Origin of the sequence: Nonomuraea sp. NPDC050153, from assembly GCF_044460125.1 — a bacterium.
Classification (GTDB): Bacteria; Actinomycetota; Actinomycetes; order Streptosporangiales; family Streptosporangiaceae; genus Nonomuraea.
In genome coordinates this window covers 1-15,621 of the sequence record NZ_JBITJQ010000056.1, presented here as the reverse complement: position 1 = coordinate 15,621, position 15,621 = coordinate 1, and the positions used below count along the sequence as shown (strand labels likewise).

General features: G+C 71.2%; 19 protein-coding genes. 10 read left to right on the top strand and 9 right to left on the bottom strand.

Annotated features, from left to right (window positions below):
- Positions 1-118 precede the first annotated feature (118 nt).
- On the bottom strand, positions 119-382 hold the full coding sequence (locus ACIBQ1_RS58995) for a heavy-metal-associated domain-containing protein (RefSeq protein ID WP_397292103.1): 264 nt from the start codon (positions 380-382) through the stop codon (positions 119-121).
- Between ACIBQ1_RS58995 and ACIBQ1_RS58990 the strand changes: the two genes are divergently transcribed.
- The 4 genes from ACIBQ1_RS58990 to ACIBQ1_RS58975 all read left to right on the top strand — a co-directional run bounded on the left by ACIBQ1_RS58990 (position 351) and on the right by ACIBQ1_RS58975 (position 3,009).
- Positions 351-704, top strand: a complete 354-nt coding sequence (locus ACIBQ1_RS58990) for a zinc-binding dehydrogenase (RefSeq protein WP_397292102.1) — start codon at positions 351-353, stop codon at positions 702-704. The genes ACIBQ1_RS58995 and ACIBQ1_RS58990 overlap by 32 nt on opposite strands.
- A 97-nt stretch (positions 705-801) precedes the next feature.
- Entirely contained in the window at positions 802-2,331 is a 1,530-nt protein-coding gene (locus ACIBQ1_RS58985; RefSeq protein WP_397292100.1) for an amino acid permease, read from the top strand.
- Positions 2,332-2,395: 64 nt separating this feature from the next.
- Positions 2,396-2,623, top strand: coding sequence for a FitA-like ribbon-helix-helix domain-containing protein (locus ACIBQ1_RS58980; RefSeq protein WP_397292099.1), 228 nt, complete (start codon positions 2,396-2,398; stop codon positions 2,621-2,623).
- Positions 2,620-3,009, top strand: coding sequence for a type II toxin-antitoxin system VapC family toxin (locus ACIBQ1_RS58975; RefSeq protein WP_397292097.1), 390 nt, complete (start codon positions 2,620-2,622; stop codon positions 3,007-3,009). Before ACIBQ1_RS58980 ends, ACIBQ1_RS58975 begins: the two co-directional genes overlap by 4 nt.
- A gap of 8 nt (positions 3,010-3,017) precedes the next feature.
- On the opposite strand, the gene lipB is transcribed toward ACIBQ1_RS58975, so the two are convergent.
- From lipB to ACIBQ1_RS58955, 4 genes are all read right to left on the bottom strand, one after another.
- Positions 3,018-3,653, bottom strand: coding sequence for a lipoyl(octanoyl) transferase LipB (lipB, locus tag ACIBQ1_RS58970; RefSeq protein ID WP_397292096.1), 636 nt, complete (start codon positions 3,651-3,653; stop codon positions 3,018-3,020).
- A 119-nt stretch (positions 3,654-3,772) separates the two neighbouring features.
- Positions 3,773-3,967, bottom strand: coding sequence for a PspC domain-containing protein (locus tag ACIBQ1_RS58965; protein ID WP_355392851.1), 195 nt, complete (start codon positions 3,965-3,967; stop codon positions 3,773-3,775).
- A gap of 62 nt (positions 3,968-4,029) precedes the next feature.
- Positions 4,030-4,536, bottom strand: coding sequence for an HAD domain-containing protein (locus ACIBQ1_RS58960; RefSeq protein WP_397292094.1), 507 nt, complete (start codon positions 4,534-4,536; stop codon positions 4,030-4,032).
- Positions 4,533-5,450, bottom strand: a complete 918-nt coding sequence (locus ACIBQ1_RS58955) for an AraC family transcriptional regulator (protein WP_397292092.1) — start codon at positions 5,448-5,450, stop codon at positions 4,533-4,535. The genes ACIBQ1_RS58960 and ACIBQ1_RS58955 overlap by 4 nt, the downstream gene beginning before the upstream one ends.
- 75 nt (positions 5,451-5,525) lie before the next feature.
- Between ACIBQ1_RS58955 and ACIBQ1_RS58950 the strand changes: the two genes are divergently transcribed.
- Positions 5,526-6,329 (top strand): NmrA family transcriptional regulator, encoded by an 804-nt coding sequence (locus tag ACIBQ1_RS58950; RefSeq protein WP_397292091.1) that lies wholly within the window; start codon positions 5,526-5,528, stop codon positions 6,327-6,329.
- 144 nt (positions 6,330-6,473) lie between these two features.
- On the top strand, positions 6,474-7,304 hold the full coding sequence (locus ACIBQ1_RS58945; RefSeq protein WP_397292089.1) for an undecaprenyl-diphosphate phosphatase: 831 nt from the start codon (positions 6,474-6,476) through the stop codon (positions 7,302-7,304).
- Here ACIBQ1_RS58945 and ACIBQ1_RS58940 read toward each other — a convergent pair.
- The 3 genes from ACIBQ1_RS58940 to ACIBQ1_RS58930 all read right to left on the bottom strand — a co-directional run bounded on the left by ACIBQ1_RS58940 (position 7,296) and on the right by ACIBQ1_RS58930 (position 9,627).
- Positions 7,296-7,970 (bottom strand): hypothetical protein, encoded by a 675-nt coding sequence (locus tag ACIBQ1_RS58940; protein WP_397292087.1) that lies wholly within the window; start codon positions 7,968-7,970, stop codon positions 7,296-7,298. The genes ACIBQ1_RS58945 and ACIBQ1_RS58940 overlap by 9 nt on opposite strands.
- 80 nt (positions 7,971-8,050) lie before the next feature.
- Positions 8,051-8,452, bottom strand: coding sequence for a hypothetical protein (locus ACIBQ1_RS58935; RefSeq protein ID WP_397292085.1), 402 nt, complete (start codon positions 8,450-8,452; stop codon positions 8,051-8,053).
- 26 nt (positions 8,453-8,478) lie between these two features.
- The gene (locus tag ACIBQ1_RS58930) at positions 8,479-9,627 is read right to left on the bottom strand and encodes an MFS transporter (RefSeq protein WP_397292083.1); all 1,149 of its coding nucleotides are present in this window, start codon (positions 9,625-9,627) and stop codon (positions 8,479-8,481) included.
- An 87-nt stretch (positions 9,628-9,714) separates the two neighbouring features.
- Here ACIBQ1_RS58930 and ACIBQ1_RS58925 point away from each other — a divergent pair, with 87 nt between their 5' ends.
- From ACIBQ1_RS58925 to ACIBQ1_RS58910, 4 genes are all read left to right on the top strand, one after another.
- A complete protein-coding gene (locus tag ACIBQ1_RS58925; RefSeq protein WP_397292081.1) occupies positions 9,715-10,101 on the top strand; it encodes an ArsR/SmtB family transcription factor in 387 nt (128 codons plus the stop codon).
- Positions 10,101-12,602: an ATP-dependent helicase HrpB gene (hrpB, locus tag ACIBQ1_RS58920; protein ID WP_397292080.1), complete on the top strand. Its 2,502-nt coding sequence runs from the start codon at positions 10,101-10,103 to the stop codon at positions 12,600-12,602. Before ACIBQ1_RS58925 ends, hrpB begins: the two co-directional genes overlap by 1 nt.
- 51 nt (positions 12,603-12,653) lie before the next feature.
- Complete coding sequence (locus ACIBQ1_RS58915) at positions 12,654-12,938, top strand: hypothetical protein (protein ID WP_397292078.1); 285 nt, start codon at positions 12,654-12,656, stop codon at positions 12,936-12,938.
- A gap of 577 nt (positions 12,939-13,515) precedes the next feature.
- Positions 13,516-14,958, top strand: a complete 1,443-nt coding sequence (locus ACIBQ1_RS58910) for an amidase (RefSeq protein WP_397292076.1) — start codon at positions 13,516-13,518, stop codon at positions 14,956-14,958.
- A gap of 177 nt (positions 14,959-15,135) precedes the next feature.
- Here ACIBQ1_RS58910 and ACIBQ1_RS58905 read toward each other — a convergent pair.
- Positions 15,136-15,621: aldehyde dehydrogenase family protein (locus ACIBQ1_RS58905; protein WP_397292075.1), on the bottom strand; the 486-nt coding region annotated here is incomplete at its 5' end.

Sequence of the window (15,621 nt, the reverse complement as noted above, 5' to 3'; positions counted from 1 at the left end):
GAGACCGCGTGTCAACGCGCTGCGGAAAATTGTTTCATTCTCGTTTCCTTTCGCGGTGTAAATTTTCAGTCCCCTTGGGGCCGCCGTGGTCCGGCGCTCCCAAGGGGACTGCGCGGCGTCAGTGGCAGCCGCCCGAGCCGCAGCACGAACCCCCTGCCTGCGGCAGCATCTCGATCGCGCCCGCCAGCTCGTAGCCGGCCTCCACCACCGCCGCGTCGATCAACCCGCGGTCGAGCGGCGCCTCGCTCGTGACGGTCACGGCCTTGGTCGCCAGGTCCACCTCGACCCCGCTCACGCCATCGACCTTGCCGACCTCCTCGGTCACGGCGCTCACGCAGTGGCCGCAGGTCATGCCCTCAACCTGGTACGTCGTGACGGTCATGCCTCGCTCCTTCACTCTTGATCCTCGGCCGCCCACTATACCCCCAAGGGGTAAATATGCTCAGCACGCGCAGACCTCATGGCGTCCTGCCAGGCCGCCACGCGGTTCAGAGCAGGGCCTCGGCCAGACCCCTGACCGAGGACTTGAGCCGCGCCACCCCGCCGACGACCTCGCCCACCTGCTCGCCCTCGTCGCCACGGGCGGCCTCTCCGTCGAGATCGGGCGGCACGGCTCATGGGAGGACCTGGACGACGCGAAGGCCGCCCAGCTCGGCGGTGCCGTCACCGGGAAGATCGTCCTGCAGGTTGGCCACACGCCCTGACGAGGCCGAAACCCCCCTGTAACGCCTTGTCCTCTCGTAAGAAATGGTCTAGATGTAGTCCAAATGGAGCGTCCTCCGCCCCCCCAGGGAGACCTCAATGACCACTGAAGAGGATTCCAGGCGACTGGCCGAGCTCGGCTACAAGCAGGAGCTGGCCCGCACCTGGAGCGGTTTCTCGAACTTCGCCATCTCCTTCTCGATCATCTCCATCCTCGCCGGCTGTTTCACCACCTTCGGTCAAGCCTGGAACTACGGTGGCCCGATCGCCATCTCCTGGGGCTGGCCGCTGATCTCCGCGTTCATCCTGATCATCGGTTTCTGCATGTCGGAGCTGGTATCGGCGTACCCGACGGCGGGCGGCATCTACTGGTGGGCCGCCACGCTGGGCAAGCCGATCCACGGCTGGTTCACCGGCTGGCTCAACCTGATCGGCCTCATCGCCGTCACCGCGTCGGTCGACTACGGCTGCGCCACGTTCCTCAACACCACGCTCAAGCTGGTCACCGACGGCGCGTGGGAAGCCACGCTGTCTCAGGCGTTCCTGCTGTTCGTGATCATCCTCGTGGCGCACGCCCTGATCAACATCTACAGCCACAAGCTCATCTCGCTGCTGCAGAACATCTCCGTCTGGTGGCACGTCGCGGGCGCGGCGATCGTGGTCGGGATCCTGATCTTCGCGCCCGACCACCACCAGTCGCTCGGCTTCGTCTTCGGCGGCACGAACAACAACTCCGGCTTCGGCTCCGGCTCCGACGGGCTGCCGTTCTGGTTCTACGTGCTGCCGCTCGGCTTCCTGCTCACCCAGTACACGATCACCGGCTTCGACGCCTGCGCGCACGTGTCGGAGGAGACCCAGGGCGCGGCCAGGACCGCCGCCCGCGGGCTGTGGCAGTCGATCTTCTACTCGGCGATCGGCGGCTGGATCCTGCTGCTGTCGTTCCTGTTCGCGGCCACGAACGTGGACGAGATCAACAAACAAGGCGGGTTCGTAGGGGCCATCTTCGAGACCGCGCTCTCGGCCCCGCTGGCCACGGCGGTGTTCGCGATCTCCACGATCGGCCAGTTCTTCTGCGGGATGAGCTGCGTGACGTCGATGTCGCGCATGACGTACGCGTTCTCCCGCGACCGCGGCGTGCCCGGCTGGCGGCTGTGGTCGAAGGTGGACCGCAACCGCACCCCGGTCAACGCGATCATCGGAGGCTGCGTCGTGGCCGCCCTGATCACCTTGCCCGCCCTCTACGCGCCTCCCGGGCTGACCACGCCGGTCGCGTTCCTGGCCGTCGTGTCGATCGCGGTCGTCGGCCTCTACCTGGCCTTCCTCATCCCGATCTGGCTCCGGCTCCGCGCGGGCGACTCCTTCAAGCCGGGCCCGTGGACGCTCGGCCGCAAGTACAAGGCCCTCTGCTGGATCGCCTGCGTCGAGATCGTCGTCGTGTCGATCTACTTCATCCTGCCCATCTCGCCCGCCGGGGTGCCCGGCGACAAGACCTTCACCTGGACCTCGGTCAACTACGCCCCGATCGCGGTCGGGGTGGTGCTGATCGGCATCGCCCTGTGGTGGACCCTGTCGGCCAAGCACTGGTTCACCGGCCCCCGCCGTACGATCGACGAGGTCCCGATCTCCTGACCCGCCAGGCGGGTACGGCCGCCACGGCCGTACCCGCCTGCTTGCAACCTGCTAGCATCCTTGTATGGCAACGCTCTACATCCGTGATGTGCCTGAGCCTGTCGCCGAGTCGTTGAAGGAGCGCGCGGCGGAAGCAGGCCTGTCCCTTTCGGCCTACGTCGCGCGGGAGTTGGCAGACATCGCTGCCAGGCCGACCAATGCCGAAATAGTCAAGCGGCTCAAGTCTCGCGATCGATCCCAAGGGCCGTCCACCGCTGACATCCTCGACGCCGCCCACGAGGGCAGACGATGATCGTCATCGACTCGTCCGCGATGGTCGAGGCGTTGGCGGGACGCGAGGCGGATGCCGAGCTCATCGATGCCCTCCAGGGGAGCATCCACGCCCCTCACCTGCTCGACGTCGAGGTGCTCTCGGCCCTGCGAGGTCTCGCGCTCGGCGGCAAGCTCAGCACGGCCGCGGCGGAGCAGGCGCGAGCCGATTATCTCACGCTGGGGATCGCCCGCTACGAGATCAAGGGTGTCGCGGAACGCGTCTGGGAGCTGCGGCACGACTACACGTCCTACGCCGCGTCCTATCTCGCGCTCGCCGAAGCGCTTGAGGCCCCGCTCTACACCTGCGACGGCAAACTCGGCGGTGGCGGGCACGGCGCCGACGTGCGGGTCTTCCCGCGCGGCTGAAGGAGCGGTCAGGAGGCTTCGAAGGCGGTGGCTACGACCGTGCGGACCTCGTCCATCGAGGCCGTGCCCAGCTCGCGCTTGAGCGAGGTCATGTCCACGTCGGGCATGCCGCAGGCGACCGCCCAGTCCCACGGCTGCAGGTCGCCGTCCACGTTGAGCGCGAACCCGTGGCTGGTGACGCCCCGGCTCTGCCGCATCCCGATCGAGATGATCTTGCGGCTGGTCCCGGTCGTCCAGACCCCGGTCAGCAGCTCCGAGCCCCGCGGCGTGTCGCGGCGCTCGGCGGGCAGCCCCAGCTTGCCCAGCGCCTCCACCAGCCGCAGCTCGACCTCGCGCACGTAGTCGACGATGCCCTGGTCCTCGGCGAGCTTGACGATCAGGTAGCCGACGAGCTGGCCCGGCCCGTGGTAGGTGAGCTGGCCGCCGCGCCCCGTCTCCATGACGGGGATGCCGCGCTCGGGGGCGGGCAGGTGGGACAGCGGCGTACGGCGCCCGACCGTGTAGACCGACGGGTGGCTGAGCAGCCACAGCGTGTCCGGCCGCTCATCCCGCTGGCGCTGGCCGACGAGGTCGGTCATGCGCTCCATCGCGGTGTCGTAGTCGACGAGATCATCCTGGATGAGCGTCAGCGGCCTTGCCCTCATCCTTCGAGGATAAGCCGCGTTCCGGGCATCGGCGCACGCGCCCCGGGCGGCTCCCGGCCTCGGCACCGAGATCGCCTGGCGTGGCGCGCAGGACGATCTCGGCCGAGACACGGCGGGCGCTACGCGGCCGAGCGGTAGCCCTTCGGCTCCTCCGGGATGAGGATCCACATGACGACGTAGACGACCCACAGCGGCCCGGGGATGAGCGACAGCAGCAGCCACAGGATCCGGACGAGAGTGGGGGGCAGGCCCATCTTGTCGGCGAGACCGCCGCAGACGCCGGCCAGAATCCTGTGCTCTCGTGAGCGGTACATGATGTTCCCTCCGTGTGTGACGACCTACCTGTTCAACGGACGGCCGGGCCCACGGACTCCCGTCAGGAACCCTGAGAAAACCCTGTAAGGGTCAGCCATTCATGCGCCATGCCCAGATGCCGGCTGGTCAGCCCCCGCGCCGGGTCCACGTGGATGAGCAGGAAGTCGGCCAGACCCTGACGCACCCTGAGGTACTCCTCGTCCTCCGCCCACACCTGGTCGTCGAACCAGACGAACGGCCGCCGGCCGACGTACCGGGCCACGTGCCGCGTCTTGAACATCTCCCCTTGCTCCGAGACCACGTCCGGGTTCAGGGGGATGACGGGCAGCGAGGGGAGGCCGATCCTGGGAGCGATCCACTCGTTGGCGTGCTGCTCCCACGTCGTCGCCCAGACCAGCTCGGAGCCGGTCGCGATGGCCAGGTCGAGAAGCCTGCGGCCGTGGCGCGGATTGAGGTGCACGGTGTAGACGTCGCCGTCGATCGTGCACCGGTATCGCCGGAAGTCCGGCGTAGGCCGTCCCATCGGGTTGAGCACGCCGTCCACGTCCAGCAGCAGCAGTGGTTTCATCCGGCCCGGTATTCCTGCGGGCTGATGCCCCGCACGCGCTTGAAGGCCGCGCTGAGCGCGAACGGGCTGCCGTACCCCACCTTCCTGGCCACCGAGCCGATCGTCGCGGCCGGCTCCCGCAGCAGGTCGGCGGCCAACGCGAGGCGCCAGTCCGTGAGGAAGGACATCGGCGGCTCGCCGACCAGCTCGGTGAAGCGCCTGGCCAGCGACGCCCTGGACACGCCCACCTCGCCGGCCAGGGCGGCGACCGTCCACGGGTGGGCCGGGTTGTTCTGCAGCAGGCGCATGGCCCTGCCCACCACCGGGTCGCCCATCGCCCGGTACCAGCCGGGCGCCTCGTCCGCGTGAGTGGCGAACCACGAGCGCAGCACCGCGATGAGCAACAGGTCGAGCAGCCGGTCGAGGACCGCCTCCTGGCCCGGCTCGTCCTTGACGATCTCGGCGCCGAGCAGCGAGATGATCGGGTCTCCGGGCTGGGTGAGCAGCGGTGGCAGCGCGTCCAGCAGCCGCCTGCTCACCTCGCCCTCCAGGTTGTACGTGCCGGTGAGCAGAACGGTGCCGCCCGACGCGTCGTTCCCCCAGGTGCGCACGCCCATGGACATGGTGTCGTAGGGCGACTCCCCGTCGACCGTGCTGCACCGCTGGCCGGGAAGGATGACGACCTGCGGCTTGAGGTCCGGGTCGGAGGCCACCGTGTACGGCTCCGGCCCCCGCGTGATCGCGACCTCCCCCGGCGACAGCCGCACGGGCTCGGCCGAGTCGAACACGATCCACGACTCCCCGCGCACCTGCGCGATCAACGACAGCGGGGCCTCGTCCTGGATGCGCATCGACCAGGGCGGATCCAGGATCGAGCGGAGCAGGAAGGCGCCACGGGCCCGCGGGCCGTCGAGTAGCGCCGCGAGCTGGTCCATGAGTTAGACGATCGCATATGCCAATGCGCTTCTCAACCATGGAGAGTCTTATGGGTATGGCGGCTTACTGGACGCATGACGATTCTGGTTCTGGGCGGCACGGGCAAGACCGGCCGCCGTGTGGTTGACCGGCTCAACGCTCTCGGCCTGCCCGTGCGGGTCGGCTCCCGGCCCCTCTTCGACTGGCGGGACCGCTCCACGTGGCGGACCGCGCTCGACGGCGCGACGGCCGTCTACCTCGCCTACTACCCCGATCTGACCTTTCCCGGCGCGTACGAGGACATCAAGGCGTTCACCGAGCTGGCCGTGAGCGGCGGCGTGCGGCGGCTGGTCCTGCTGTCCGGGCGGGGCGAGCCGGAGGCGGAGGCCAGCGAGCGGACCGTCCAGGAGTCCGGGGCCGAGTGGACGATCGTCCGCTGCAGCTGGTTCATGCAGAACTTCAGCGAAGGCTTCCTCTTCGACCAGGTGCTCCAAGGCGTCATCGCGCTGCCGGTCGCCGACGTGCCCGAGCCGTTCCTGGACGTGAACGACGTCGCGGACGTGGCCGCCGCCGCCCTCAGCCGGGACGGCCACGCGGGCCGGCTCTACGAGCTCACGGGGCCGCGGCTGCTGACGTTCGCGCAGGCGGCCGAGGAGCTGTCCGGGGCCACCGGCAGGGAGATCTCGTCCGTCCAGGTGACGCGGGAGGAGTACGTGACCGCGGCCGTCAAGGACGGCCTGCCCCAGGAGGAGGCCGAGGGGCTGGCCGCGCTGTTCACCGGCATCCTGGACGGCCGCAACTCCTCCGTGGCGGACGGCGTGCGGCAGGCCCTCGGCCGCCCGGCCCGCGACTTCACCGACTACGCCGCGGCCGCCGCCGCGATGTGGCAGCGCCCGTGAGATCTCGGCGAGGGAGACAGGCGTGAGACTCGGCGATGCTCGTGGGGGCCGGCCGGGAGTCCGTACGCTACGCGAGCAACTGATCGGCCCCCGCATCCGCTAGCCTCACCCTCGTCACTCCCGCATTCTCGGAAGGTTGTCGTCGTGATCGGCTGGCTAGAAGCGGTGGTTCTGGGGTTGGTCCAGGGGCTCACGGAGTTCCTGCCGATCTCCTCCAGCGCCCACATCCGGGTGGTCTCCGCCTTCGCCGGCTGGCAGGACCCGGGGGCGGCGTTCACCGCCGTCATCCAGATCGGCACCGAACTGGCCGTGCTGATCTACTTCCGCAAGGAGATCTGGGAGATCATCTCCACCTGGACCAGATCCCTGTTCAACAAGGACCTGCGCGGCCGGTGGGGCGCCCGCATGGGGTGGTACATCATCGTCGGCTCGCTGCCGATCGTGGTGCTCGGCGTGACGTTCAAGGACCAGATCGAGGGCGTCTTCCGCGACCTGCGCCTGGTGGGCACCACGCTGATCGTCTTCGGCCTCCTCCTGTGGTTCGCCGACCGCACCGCCCGCAACAAGCTCACGCTGGAGAAGCACCTCAGCTTCGCCCACGCCATCGTGTACGGCTTCGCCCAGGCGCTCGCCCTGATCCCCGGCGTGTCCCGCTCGGGCGGCACCACGACCGCGGGCCTGCTGCTCGACTACCGCCGCGAGGACGCCGCGAAATACTCGTTCCTGCTGGCCATCCCCGCCGTGCTGGGCTCGGGCGTCTACGAGCTGCGTGAGATCGGCGAGGGCCCGGCCCCCGCGTGGGGGCCGACGATCCTGGCCACGGTCATCTCGTTCATCGTCGGATATCTGGCCGTGGCCTGGTTCCTGCGTTACATCAGCACCCACCGCTTCACCGGCTTCGTGATCTACCGGATCATCCTGGGCTTCTTCCTCATCCTCGCGACCACCGCGGGCTGGATCCCGTCCCTAGGCTGACACGAGGGCCGGAGCCGGATAGTACGCCGCCCACGCGTCGTCGCCCATGCGCAGGATCTTCAAGCCGGTCCAGCCGAGGGCGACGGCGGGCAGGGCCCAGAACAGCACGGTCGCGGGCCCGTACGGAATGGGGAACGAGACGACGTACCCCACGAAGACGAGCAGCGGCACCCACCAGCCGACGAAGCCGGCCCGCCACACGGCCACGGTCAGCAGCGGCAGGCCGGCGATGGCGAAGAACATCCACGGCAGCTGGAAACCGAAGACCACCCCGGGCAGGTTCAGCATCTCGTCGAGGATCCGCTGCGCCTCCTCCGGCGGGTGGTGCTGCCCCAGCCACCATTCCACGGGGTCCACCATCAGCAGCGCGGACATCGCGAGATAGCCGATCACCGTCATCCCCGCCGCCACGTGGCCGAGCCGCGTGGCCTTGCGCCGGGTCAGATGGGCCAGGCCGAGCGCGGCCACGGCCATGAGCATCCAGCTCCAGTGGTAGAGCGCTGACTCGGTCTGGGCCAGCGCGGGGTTCGCGCCGTAGCTGACCGCCTCCCGGTCGTCGCCCCAGGTGCCGGGATCGACGACGACGGCGACGGCCTGGAGCAGCGGGGCCACGACGAGCAGCACGCCCGCCGCGACGCGCCGGAAGGTCACCTGGTCGTTCAACATGCCGACGACGGTAGGCGCCGCGCCCGCCGCCCGTCGTCCGCCTGCGGGCCGACCTCGGGTCCCCTGCGCGGTGGAGAAGATCAGGTCGGCCGGAGGGTCCGGGGGTAGCGGCTGCAGACGGCGAAGACGACGGCGAAGAGGGTCCAGGCGGCGACGTACGCGACGGGATGGGCCCAGGCGTCGCCGATGAGGTCGCTCAGCGCGGCGCGGCCCTCGAAGTAGAGCGCCAGGCCCGCCACCGCCCCGGGGATCGCGCCCCACCAGCGCTGCCACCACACGTCGTGGGCGATCACCTCGAACGCCACGAGAGCGACCGGGCCGAACAGGAGGAACTTCAGTCCGGGCGGGTCGGACAGGAACGCGGCGAGCGCCATGACCGCCACCGCCGAGGCGGCCGTCAGAAGCACCACGAGCCCGAAGGGGGCGGGCTCGTCACGCGGGTCGTCCTCCGGGTCGGCGGGTGGGTCGATGTCATCTGCCACGATCACCATTCTGGCCGACGGCGTCGCTATCCGACGGACACACTCTCCCTCGGCGAAACCGCCGCCGGGCGGTAGGTCGCCAGCGTGAACAGCAGCGCCACCAGCCCGAACGCGGTGGCCAGCACGATCACGCCCGCCCTGCCGTACCAGTCGAGCGTCGCGCCGCCGGCCAGCCCGGCCATGAACAGCCCCACGTACTGCGCGGAGGACAGCAGGCCCAGGCCGATCGGCACGTTGCCGGGCACCACGGAGACGGTCCTGAACTGCTGGGCGGGGGCCACCAGCCAGCCGAGCGCACCCCACAGGAACGCCCACACGAGGGCGACGGGCAGGGCCAGGTTCGCGACGGGGATGAGGGCCAGGAACACGGTGCTCGCGCCCAGGGCCAGGAGCACCATCCTGCGCGGCCCGTACAGGTCGGTGAAACGCCCGCCGAGCTGGTTGCCCACGATGCCGCCGATCCCCCACGCCCACAGCACGGCGGGCAGCGGCAGGTCGAACAGCGACCCGATGTAGGTGTACGCGGTGAAGGCCGCCGCGAACATCAGCAGCTGCGTCACCAGCACCGCCAGCACCTGCCGGTCGCCGAGCGGCGCGAGGCGCTCCCGCAGCCGCCCCGACGTCGGGATCCTGACCGCCGGCACCACCGCCGCGACCCAGGCGAACCCGATCACGCCCAGCCCCGCCACCAGCCACAACGTGGACCGCCAGCCCGAGACCGAGCCCAGCCAGGTGCCCAGGGGCACGCCGATCGCGGTGGCGACCGACAACCCGCCCATCACCAGCGCCAGCGCGCGCCCGCGCCGCTCGGGCTCGGTCAGCGCGTTCGCCACGCCCGACGCGGTCGGGGTGAACATCGCCGCCCCCGCCGCCGCGACCACCCGGGTGGCCATGACCAGCGCGTACGTCGGAGCCAGCGCGGTCAGGACGTTGCCCAGCACGAACACGCCGAGCCCCACCAGCAGCAGCGTCCTGCGCGACAGGCGGGCGGTAAGGGCGGCGAGGACGGGCGACAGCACCGCGTACGCCAGCGCGAAGACGGTCATGAGCTGGCCCGCCGCGGAGGACGAGATCCCCAGGTCCTTCGAGATGGGCGGTAAGAGCCCGGCGGTCACGAACATGCCTGTGCCGATCGCGAAATTTCCGGCAGCAAGCGGGTAGAGCCGCGAAGTCATCAAGCCTCCAGAGCACGGTTGGACACACATCAAACTGTCTTATAGTTGGATCGTTGTCAAACAATAGAACGAAGGTAGGGTTGGACCATGCGCCTGCTACCTCACCCGGCAACGGAGGACATCGAGCTCACGGAGGTCCTGCGGGCGCTGTCAGACCCCGTCCGCCTGGAGATCGTCGTCCGGCTCGCCCTGAGCGGCGTGATGAACTGCGGCGAAGCGGGCGACGCTCTCGGCGTGCACAAGTCGACCGCCTCGCACCACTACCGCACCCTGCGCGCGGCCGGCGTGGTCATGACCAGGCAGGAGGGGCGCGTGAAGTACATGAGCCTGCGCCGCGACGACCTCGAGTCCCGCTTCCCCGGCCTGCTCGACTCGGTCCTCTCGGCGGCCGGGATCCCGAACACGGTCCTGAGCCCGACCGCCGCACTGAGCCCGAGCGCCGCCGCGAGCGCCGGCGTGCCCGCCCAGCGTTGATGCGCCGCGACTCGCTGCCCATCCGGGACGTCCTGCCCGAGCTGCTCGCCGCGCTCGACCGGCGCGGCAGCGCCGTGCTCACGGCCCCGCCCGGCACGGGCAAGACGACGGTCGTGCCGCTGGCCCTGGCCAAGGCGGGCATGCGGGTGCTGGTCGCCGAGCCGCGCCGGTTGGCCGTACGCGCGGCGGCCAGGCGGATGGGCGTGAGCTACACGATCAGGGGCGAGCGCCACACGGGCGCGAACCCGATGGTCGAGGTCGTCACCACCGGCGTCCTGCTCCAGCGCCTCCAGCGGGACCAGGAGCTGGCCGGGGTGGACGCGGTCATGCTCGACGAGTGCCACGAGCGGCACCTGGACGCGGACACCTCCCTGGCGTTCCTCCTGGACGTACGCGACACGCTCCGGCCCGACCTGCGCCTCCTGGCCACGTCGGCGACCGCCGACGCCGAGCCGTGGTCCCGGCTGATCGGCGGCCCGATCGTCGCGGCCACCGGAGCCGCGTACCCCGTCGAGACGGTGTGGGCCCCGCCCGCCCGCCCGGTCGCCCCGCCGCACGGCCTGCGCGTCGACACCGCGCTCCTGTCCCACGTGGCCTCGGTGGTCCGCAGGGCGCTGGCGGAGCGGGACGGCGACGTGCTGTGCTTCCTGCCCGGCGTGGCCGAGATCGGCAAGGTCGCCGGGATGCTGGACGGCGTGCCGGTGCTGCAGGTGCACGGGCAGGCCCCGGCCCACGTCCAGGACGCCGTGCTCGCACCGGGCTCGGGCCGCAGGGTGGTGCTGGCCACGTCCGTCGCCGAGTCGAGCCTGACCGTCCCCGGCGTGCGGGTGGTGGTCGACTCCGGCCTGGCCCGCGAACCCCGTACCGACCACGCCCGCGGCCTGGGCTCTCTCACCACGGTCAGGGTCTCGAAGGCGTCGGCCGGCCAGCGCGCGGGCCGGGCGGGGCGCGAGGCGCCGGGCACGGTCTACCGCTGCTGGTCGGCGGCCGACCACGATCGCCTCTCCGACCACGCGCGGCCGGAGATCGCGCTCGCGGACCTGACGGGGTTCGCGTTGCAGGCGGCCTGCTGGGGCGCGCCCGACGCCTCGGGCCTGGCCCTGCTGGACCCGCCGCCGCCCGCCGCCATGTCCGCCGCCGGCCGCACCCTGGAGGCGCTGGGCGCGCTCGACCCCGCCGCGCGGGTGACGGACCGCGGGCGCCGGATGGCGCTCGCGAGCGTGCACCCCCGCCTGGCCAGGGCCCTGCTCGATCTCGGCCCGCAGGCGGCCGAGGTGGTGGCCCTGCTGTCGGAGCAGCTGCCGCGCGACGCGGGCGACGACCTGGTGGAGGTCTGGCGCACGGCCCGCCGGGGCGGCACCGGCTTCGCCGCCCGCTGGCGCCAGGAGACCAGGCGCCTCCAGCGAACCCCCGGCCAGACCGCCAAGCAAACCACCGACCAGACCACCGGCCAGACCACCGACCAGACCACCGGCCAGAGCGCTCACCAGACCACCCGCCGGACCGCTCACCAGGCCACCGGCCAGGCCGCCGAGGGACGTCGTGGTCTGCCCGACGACGAGCTGGCCGGGACGGCGGTGGCGCTGGCGTTCCCCGAGCGGGTGGCCCGCAGGCGGGGCGCAGGTTACCTCATGGCGTCCGGCACACAGGCCCAGCTCCCCGAGGGGTCCAAGCTGCACACCGCCCAGTGGCTGGCCATCGCGGTCGCCGACCGGCAGACGGGCTCGGCGTCGGCCCGCATCAGGCAGGCCGTGGAGATCGACGAGGAGACCGCCAGGCTGGCGCACCCCGCCACCACCCGGGACGAGATCGCCTGGCACGTCCCCCCGGGCGAGCGGCGCGGCGACGTGCTCGCCCGCAGGGTCGAGCGCCTGGGCGCGATCGAGCTGTCCGCCACCCCGCTCAAGGACGCCGACGTCCGCGAGGCCGTCCTGTACGGCCTGCGCACCGAGCCCGACGTCCTGACCTGGACGAAACAGGCCAAGGACCTGAAGGATCGTCTGGCCTTCTGCCACCGCGCCGTCGGCGCCCCCTGGCCCTCGACGGACGCGCTCATCGACCTGGCGGACCAGTGGCTGGAGCCCGAGCTGTCCAGGGCCCGCCGCCGGGCCGACCTGGAACGCATAGACGTGGCCGCGGCGCTGAAACGCCTGATCCCCTGGAGCGAGCGCCTGGAGACGGCGGCCCCCGAACGCATCGAGGTCCCCAGCGGCTCCCACATCCGCGTCGACTACTCGGGCGACCGGCCGGTGCTGGCGGTGAAGCTGCAGGAGCTGTTCGGCTGGCAGGAGACGCCCGAGATCTCCGGCGTGCCCGTCCTGGTGCACCTGCTCTCCCCCGCGGGCCGCCCGGTGGCCGTCACCGCGGACCTGGCGTCGTTCTGGCGCGACGGCTACCGTTCCGTACGCGCGGAGCTCCGCGGCCGCTACCCCAGGCACCCCTGGCCGGAGGACCCGCTGACCGCGCCTCCCACCCGCCGCGCCAAGGAGAGGCGAGCATGAGGGCTATCCGAAGAATGCATTTCGTATGACGCCGTCTGGATAGCCGCCGTCGTGTTCACCTCCTACAGTCCATTCCTAAGCGTGGCGATGCAATGGGGCAGAAGAGGCCAATATCCCGACGGCTTCGGCTTTGTCGACAAAGCGTCCAGCGCCAAGCCATCAATTTCCGACTGCAGGGAGGGCGCCATGCGCCGCATCACGCTCGTCTTGGCTGCGATTGCTGCCCTTGGCAGCTTCATCGCGTCACCAGCTGCCGCTGCCGCAAAACCGGACTGGGGTGGGATCATCTACAGCGTGGACTGGGGCGGGCTCATCAACAGCGAAAGGCTGGGGTAGGTGACGGTTCCGATCTCGAGTTCGGATATTCAGCGGCCTGCTTCGAGCTCAGCCGCTGAGGGTTGGGAATCGATCGATTCTCAACGCCTTGCAGAAGGTGAGCCCACCCATCCCGCTCTTTAACACGAGCGAATACCGACGCTCGGATGGTTAACTGATACGCGAACGCATGGCCCATTTGGCTACAGCAGCAAGCACTTTACGGGGACGATGACGAGTGCGGCCACGATTTAAAGAGCCACTTACCGCATGATTCCCGCCGTTAGGGTGGTCGGCGTGCTTGAGTGCGGTCCAACGCCCTTAGTGTGACCTGCTGCACGCCGGAGGCGACTGCGGCGCTGACCGTGACCCGGCTCCTGCTCGAACAGGCGCCGATCCACCCACCCGTAGTCGTACGTGATCTCCAGCGGATAGGCGATCTCGTCGGTGCTGGTCCTGGGACAGCCCCGCGTCAGCGGCGGGACCAGCGGAAACTCGGTCGCGGGGGCGCCCAGCGAGCGCTGGCGGAGGGCGAGGGATGGTCCGTTCACGCGTATCGACCCTATCGAGCCGGGCGGCCAGGATGCAGACTCTAGTCATGTTGTGGGCAGGCAGGTCCGCTGTCGAGATCGCGACGGCCGTCCGGCGTGGGGACGTCACGGCCACGACCGTCGTCGAGGAGCACCTTCACGCCATCTCGGAGCGGGATTCCAGGGTAAGGGCGTTCCGGCTGATCAGAGAGCAGGCGGTGGAGGAGGCGCAGGCCGTACAGAAACGGCGCGACCTGGCGGAGCTGCCGCTGGCCGGCGTGCCGGTGGCGGTGAAGGACAACCTGGAGGTCGCGGGCGAGGCCACCCGCGGCGGGTCCGCGGTCACGGCGGACGCGCCCGCGCCGGAGGACCACGTGACGGTGGCGCGACTGCGGGCCGCGGGCGCGGTGGTTGTCGGCCTGACGAACCTGCCCGAGCTGGGCCTCGTCGCGCTCGGCGACAGCGCGTACGGCATCGTGCGCAACCCCTGGAACCCGGCCAGGACGGCCGGCGGGTCGTCGTCGGGCAGCGCCGCGGCCGTGGCGGCGGGCATGGTGCCGTTGGCGCTGGGCAACGACGGCATGGGCTCGCTACGCATCCCGGCCGCCTGCTGCGGCGTGCTGGCGATCAAGCCCGGCACCGGGCTCGTGCCCCCGCCGAGCGACCACTGGGACGGGCTCTCGGAGAACGGTCCCCTGACGACCACCGCGTCCGACCTGGCGCTGGCGCTGTCCGTGCTGGCGGCCGACCCGGCGCTCGCCGAGTCCTGGCGCGGCGGCCGGCGGGTCGAGCCGCGCCCGCCCATGCTGCGCTCGGTGTGGGCGGACGATGACGAGATCTGGGAGCCGCAGCCGCCCCAGGACAGCCCCGAGCCGTTCGACCTGCGGGTGGCGTACGCACCCCAGCCGCTCCCGGTCGGCCTGCCCATGGACAGGGAGTTCCAGGCCGCGGTGCGCGGGGCGGCGGAGACGCTGCGCCAGGCCGGGCACACGGTGGTCGAGCACCGCGACAGGCTGCCCGCCTGGCTCGGCCCCGCCACGATCGCCACCTGGCTCACCAGGGCCGCCGAGTCGGCCGACGGCCTGGACCGGCGCCGCCTCGAACGCCGCACCCGCGGGCTCGCCCGCGCGGGCCGGGTGCTCGGCGCGCTCAAGCTCGACGGCGCGCGCGGCCGGGAGCGCTGGAGCGGCTACGGGGCCGACCAGTGGTTCGGGGACGCCGACGTGCTGATCACGCCCGCCCTGGCCGCCATCCCGCCGAAGGCCGAACGCTGGGGCGAGCGCGGCTTCGTCCGCAACGCGCTGACCAACGTCAGGTACGCCCCCGCCACCGGCCCCTGGAACATGTGCGGCTGGCCCGCCATCACGGTCCCCCTGGCCACGCATTCCAGCGCGCTGCCCATCGCCGTCCAGATCGTCGCCCCGCCCGGCGGCGAACCCCACCTCCTCGGCCTGGCCGCCCAGCTCCAGGCCGCCCATCCGCCGCTCAGGCCACCCGGCTTCGCGTTCTGAGCCCCGGGTTCTGGCCCCTGAGTTCTGGCCGGTGCCGCACCCCCGGCCCGAGCCCCACGTCCTGGGGCTGGAGCCGGGCGCGCCGGGCTCGAAGGAACTCACCGAGGCTCATCGGTCCCCTCTCCCGGCCCCCGATCGGCGGGCGCACGCCGGTGCGCCCGCCGCGGAGTGCCGTGCTCAGACGCCGACCGGATGCCAGACGGTCTTGGTCTCCAGGAACCGCGTCATCCGGCCGGTCCCGGGGTCTGCCGTCCAGTCCTGCCGGGAGGGCCGCAGGACGCGCTTGAGGTTCTCGGCCGCGGCCTGCTCGCAGCTCAGCGCCAGGTCGGCGTCCTCGACCCCGGTCAGGTCGAGCCCGTTGACGTCCATGTGCGCCGCCAGCCAGGGCGCCAGCTCCGCCTGGTGCCCGGTGAGGACGTTCACGACGCCTCCGGGCAGGTCGGACGTGGCCAGGACCTCGGCCAGCGTGATCGACGCGAGCGGCGAGCGCTCGGACGCCACGACGACGCACGTGTTGCCGGTCACGATCACGGGCGCGACCACCGACACCAGCCCGAGCAGCGGGTCGGCGGGCGCGATCACGGCCACCACGCCGGTCGGCTCGGGCGAGGACAGGTTGAAGTACGGGCCCGCCACCGGATTGGCCGCCCCGCGCACGGCGGC

Excerpts from the sequence above, each read along its gene's own strand:
- ACIBQ1_RS58975 (WP_397292097.1), top strand. The coding sequence starts at position 2,620 with ATGATCGTCATCGACTCGTCCGCGATGGTCGAGGCGTTGGCGGGACGC.
- ACIBQ1_RS58960 (WP_397292094.1), bottom strand. The coding sequence starts at position 4,536 with ATGAAACCACTGCTGCTGCTGGACGTGGACGGCGTGCTCAACCCGATG.
- ACIBQ1_RS58910 (WP_397292076.1), top strand. The coding sequence starts at position 13,516 with ATGTTGTGGGCAGGCAGGTCCGCTGTCGAGATCGCGACGGCCGTCCGG.
- ACIBQ1_RS58995 (WP_397292103.1), bottom strand. The coding sequence starts at position 382 with ATGACCGTCACGACGTACCAGGTTGAGGGCATGACCTGCGGCCACTGC.
- ACIBQ1_RS58925 (WP_397292081.1), top strand. The coding sequence starts at position 9,715 with ATGCGCCTGCTACCTCACCCGGCAACGGAGGACATCGAGCTCACGGAG.
- lipB (WP_397292096.1), bottom strand. The coding sequence starts at position 3,653 with ATGAGGGCAAGGCCGCTGACGCTCATCCAGGATGATCTCGTCGACTAC.
- ACIBQ1_RS58990 (WP_397292102.1), top strand. The coding sequence starts at position 351 with ATGCCCTCAACCTGGTACGTCGTGACGGTCATGCCTCGCTCCTTCACT.
- ACIBQ1_RS58980 (WP_397292099.1), top strand. The coding sequence starts at position 2,396 with ATGGCAACGCTCTACATCCGTGATGTGCCTGAGCCTGTCGCCGAGTCG.
- ACIBQ1_RS58985 (WP_397292100.1), top strand. The coding sequence starts at position 802 with ATGACCACTGAAGAGGATTCCAGGCGACTGGCCGAGCTCGGCTACAAG.
- hrpB (WP_397292080.1), top strand. The coding sequence starts at position 10,101 with ATGCGCCGCGACTCGCTGCCCATCCGGGACGTCCTGCCCGAGCTGCTC.
- ACIBQ1_RS58950 (WP_397292091.1), top strand. The coding sequence starts at position 5,526 with ATGACGATTCTGGTTCTGGGCGGCACGGGCAAGACCGGCCGCCGTGTG.
- ACIBQ1_RS58965 (WP_355392851.1), bottom strand. The coding sequence starts at position 3,967 with ATGTACCGCTCACGAGAGCACAGGATTCTGGCCGGCGTCTGCGGCGGT.
- ACIBQ1_RS58940 (WP_397292087.1), bottom strand. The coding sequence starts at position 7,970 with ATGTTGAACGACCAGGTGACCTTCCGGCGCGTCGCGGCGGGCGTGCTG.
- ACIBQ1_RS58955 (WP_397292092.1), bottom strand. The coding sequence starts at position 5,450 with ATGGACCAGCTCGCGGCGCTACTCGACGGCCCGCGGGCCCGTGGCGCC.
- ACIBQ1_RS58930 (WP_397292083.1), bottom strand. The coding sequence starts at position 9,627 with ATGACTTCGCGGCTCTACCCGCTTGCTGCCGGAAATTTCGCGATCGGC.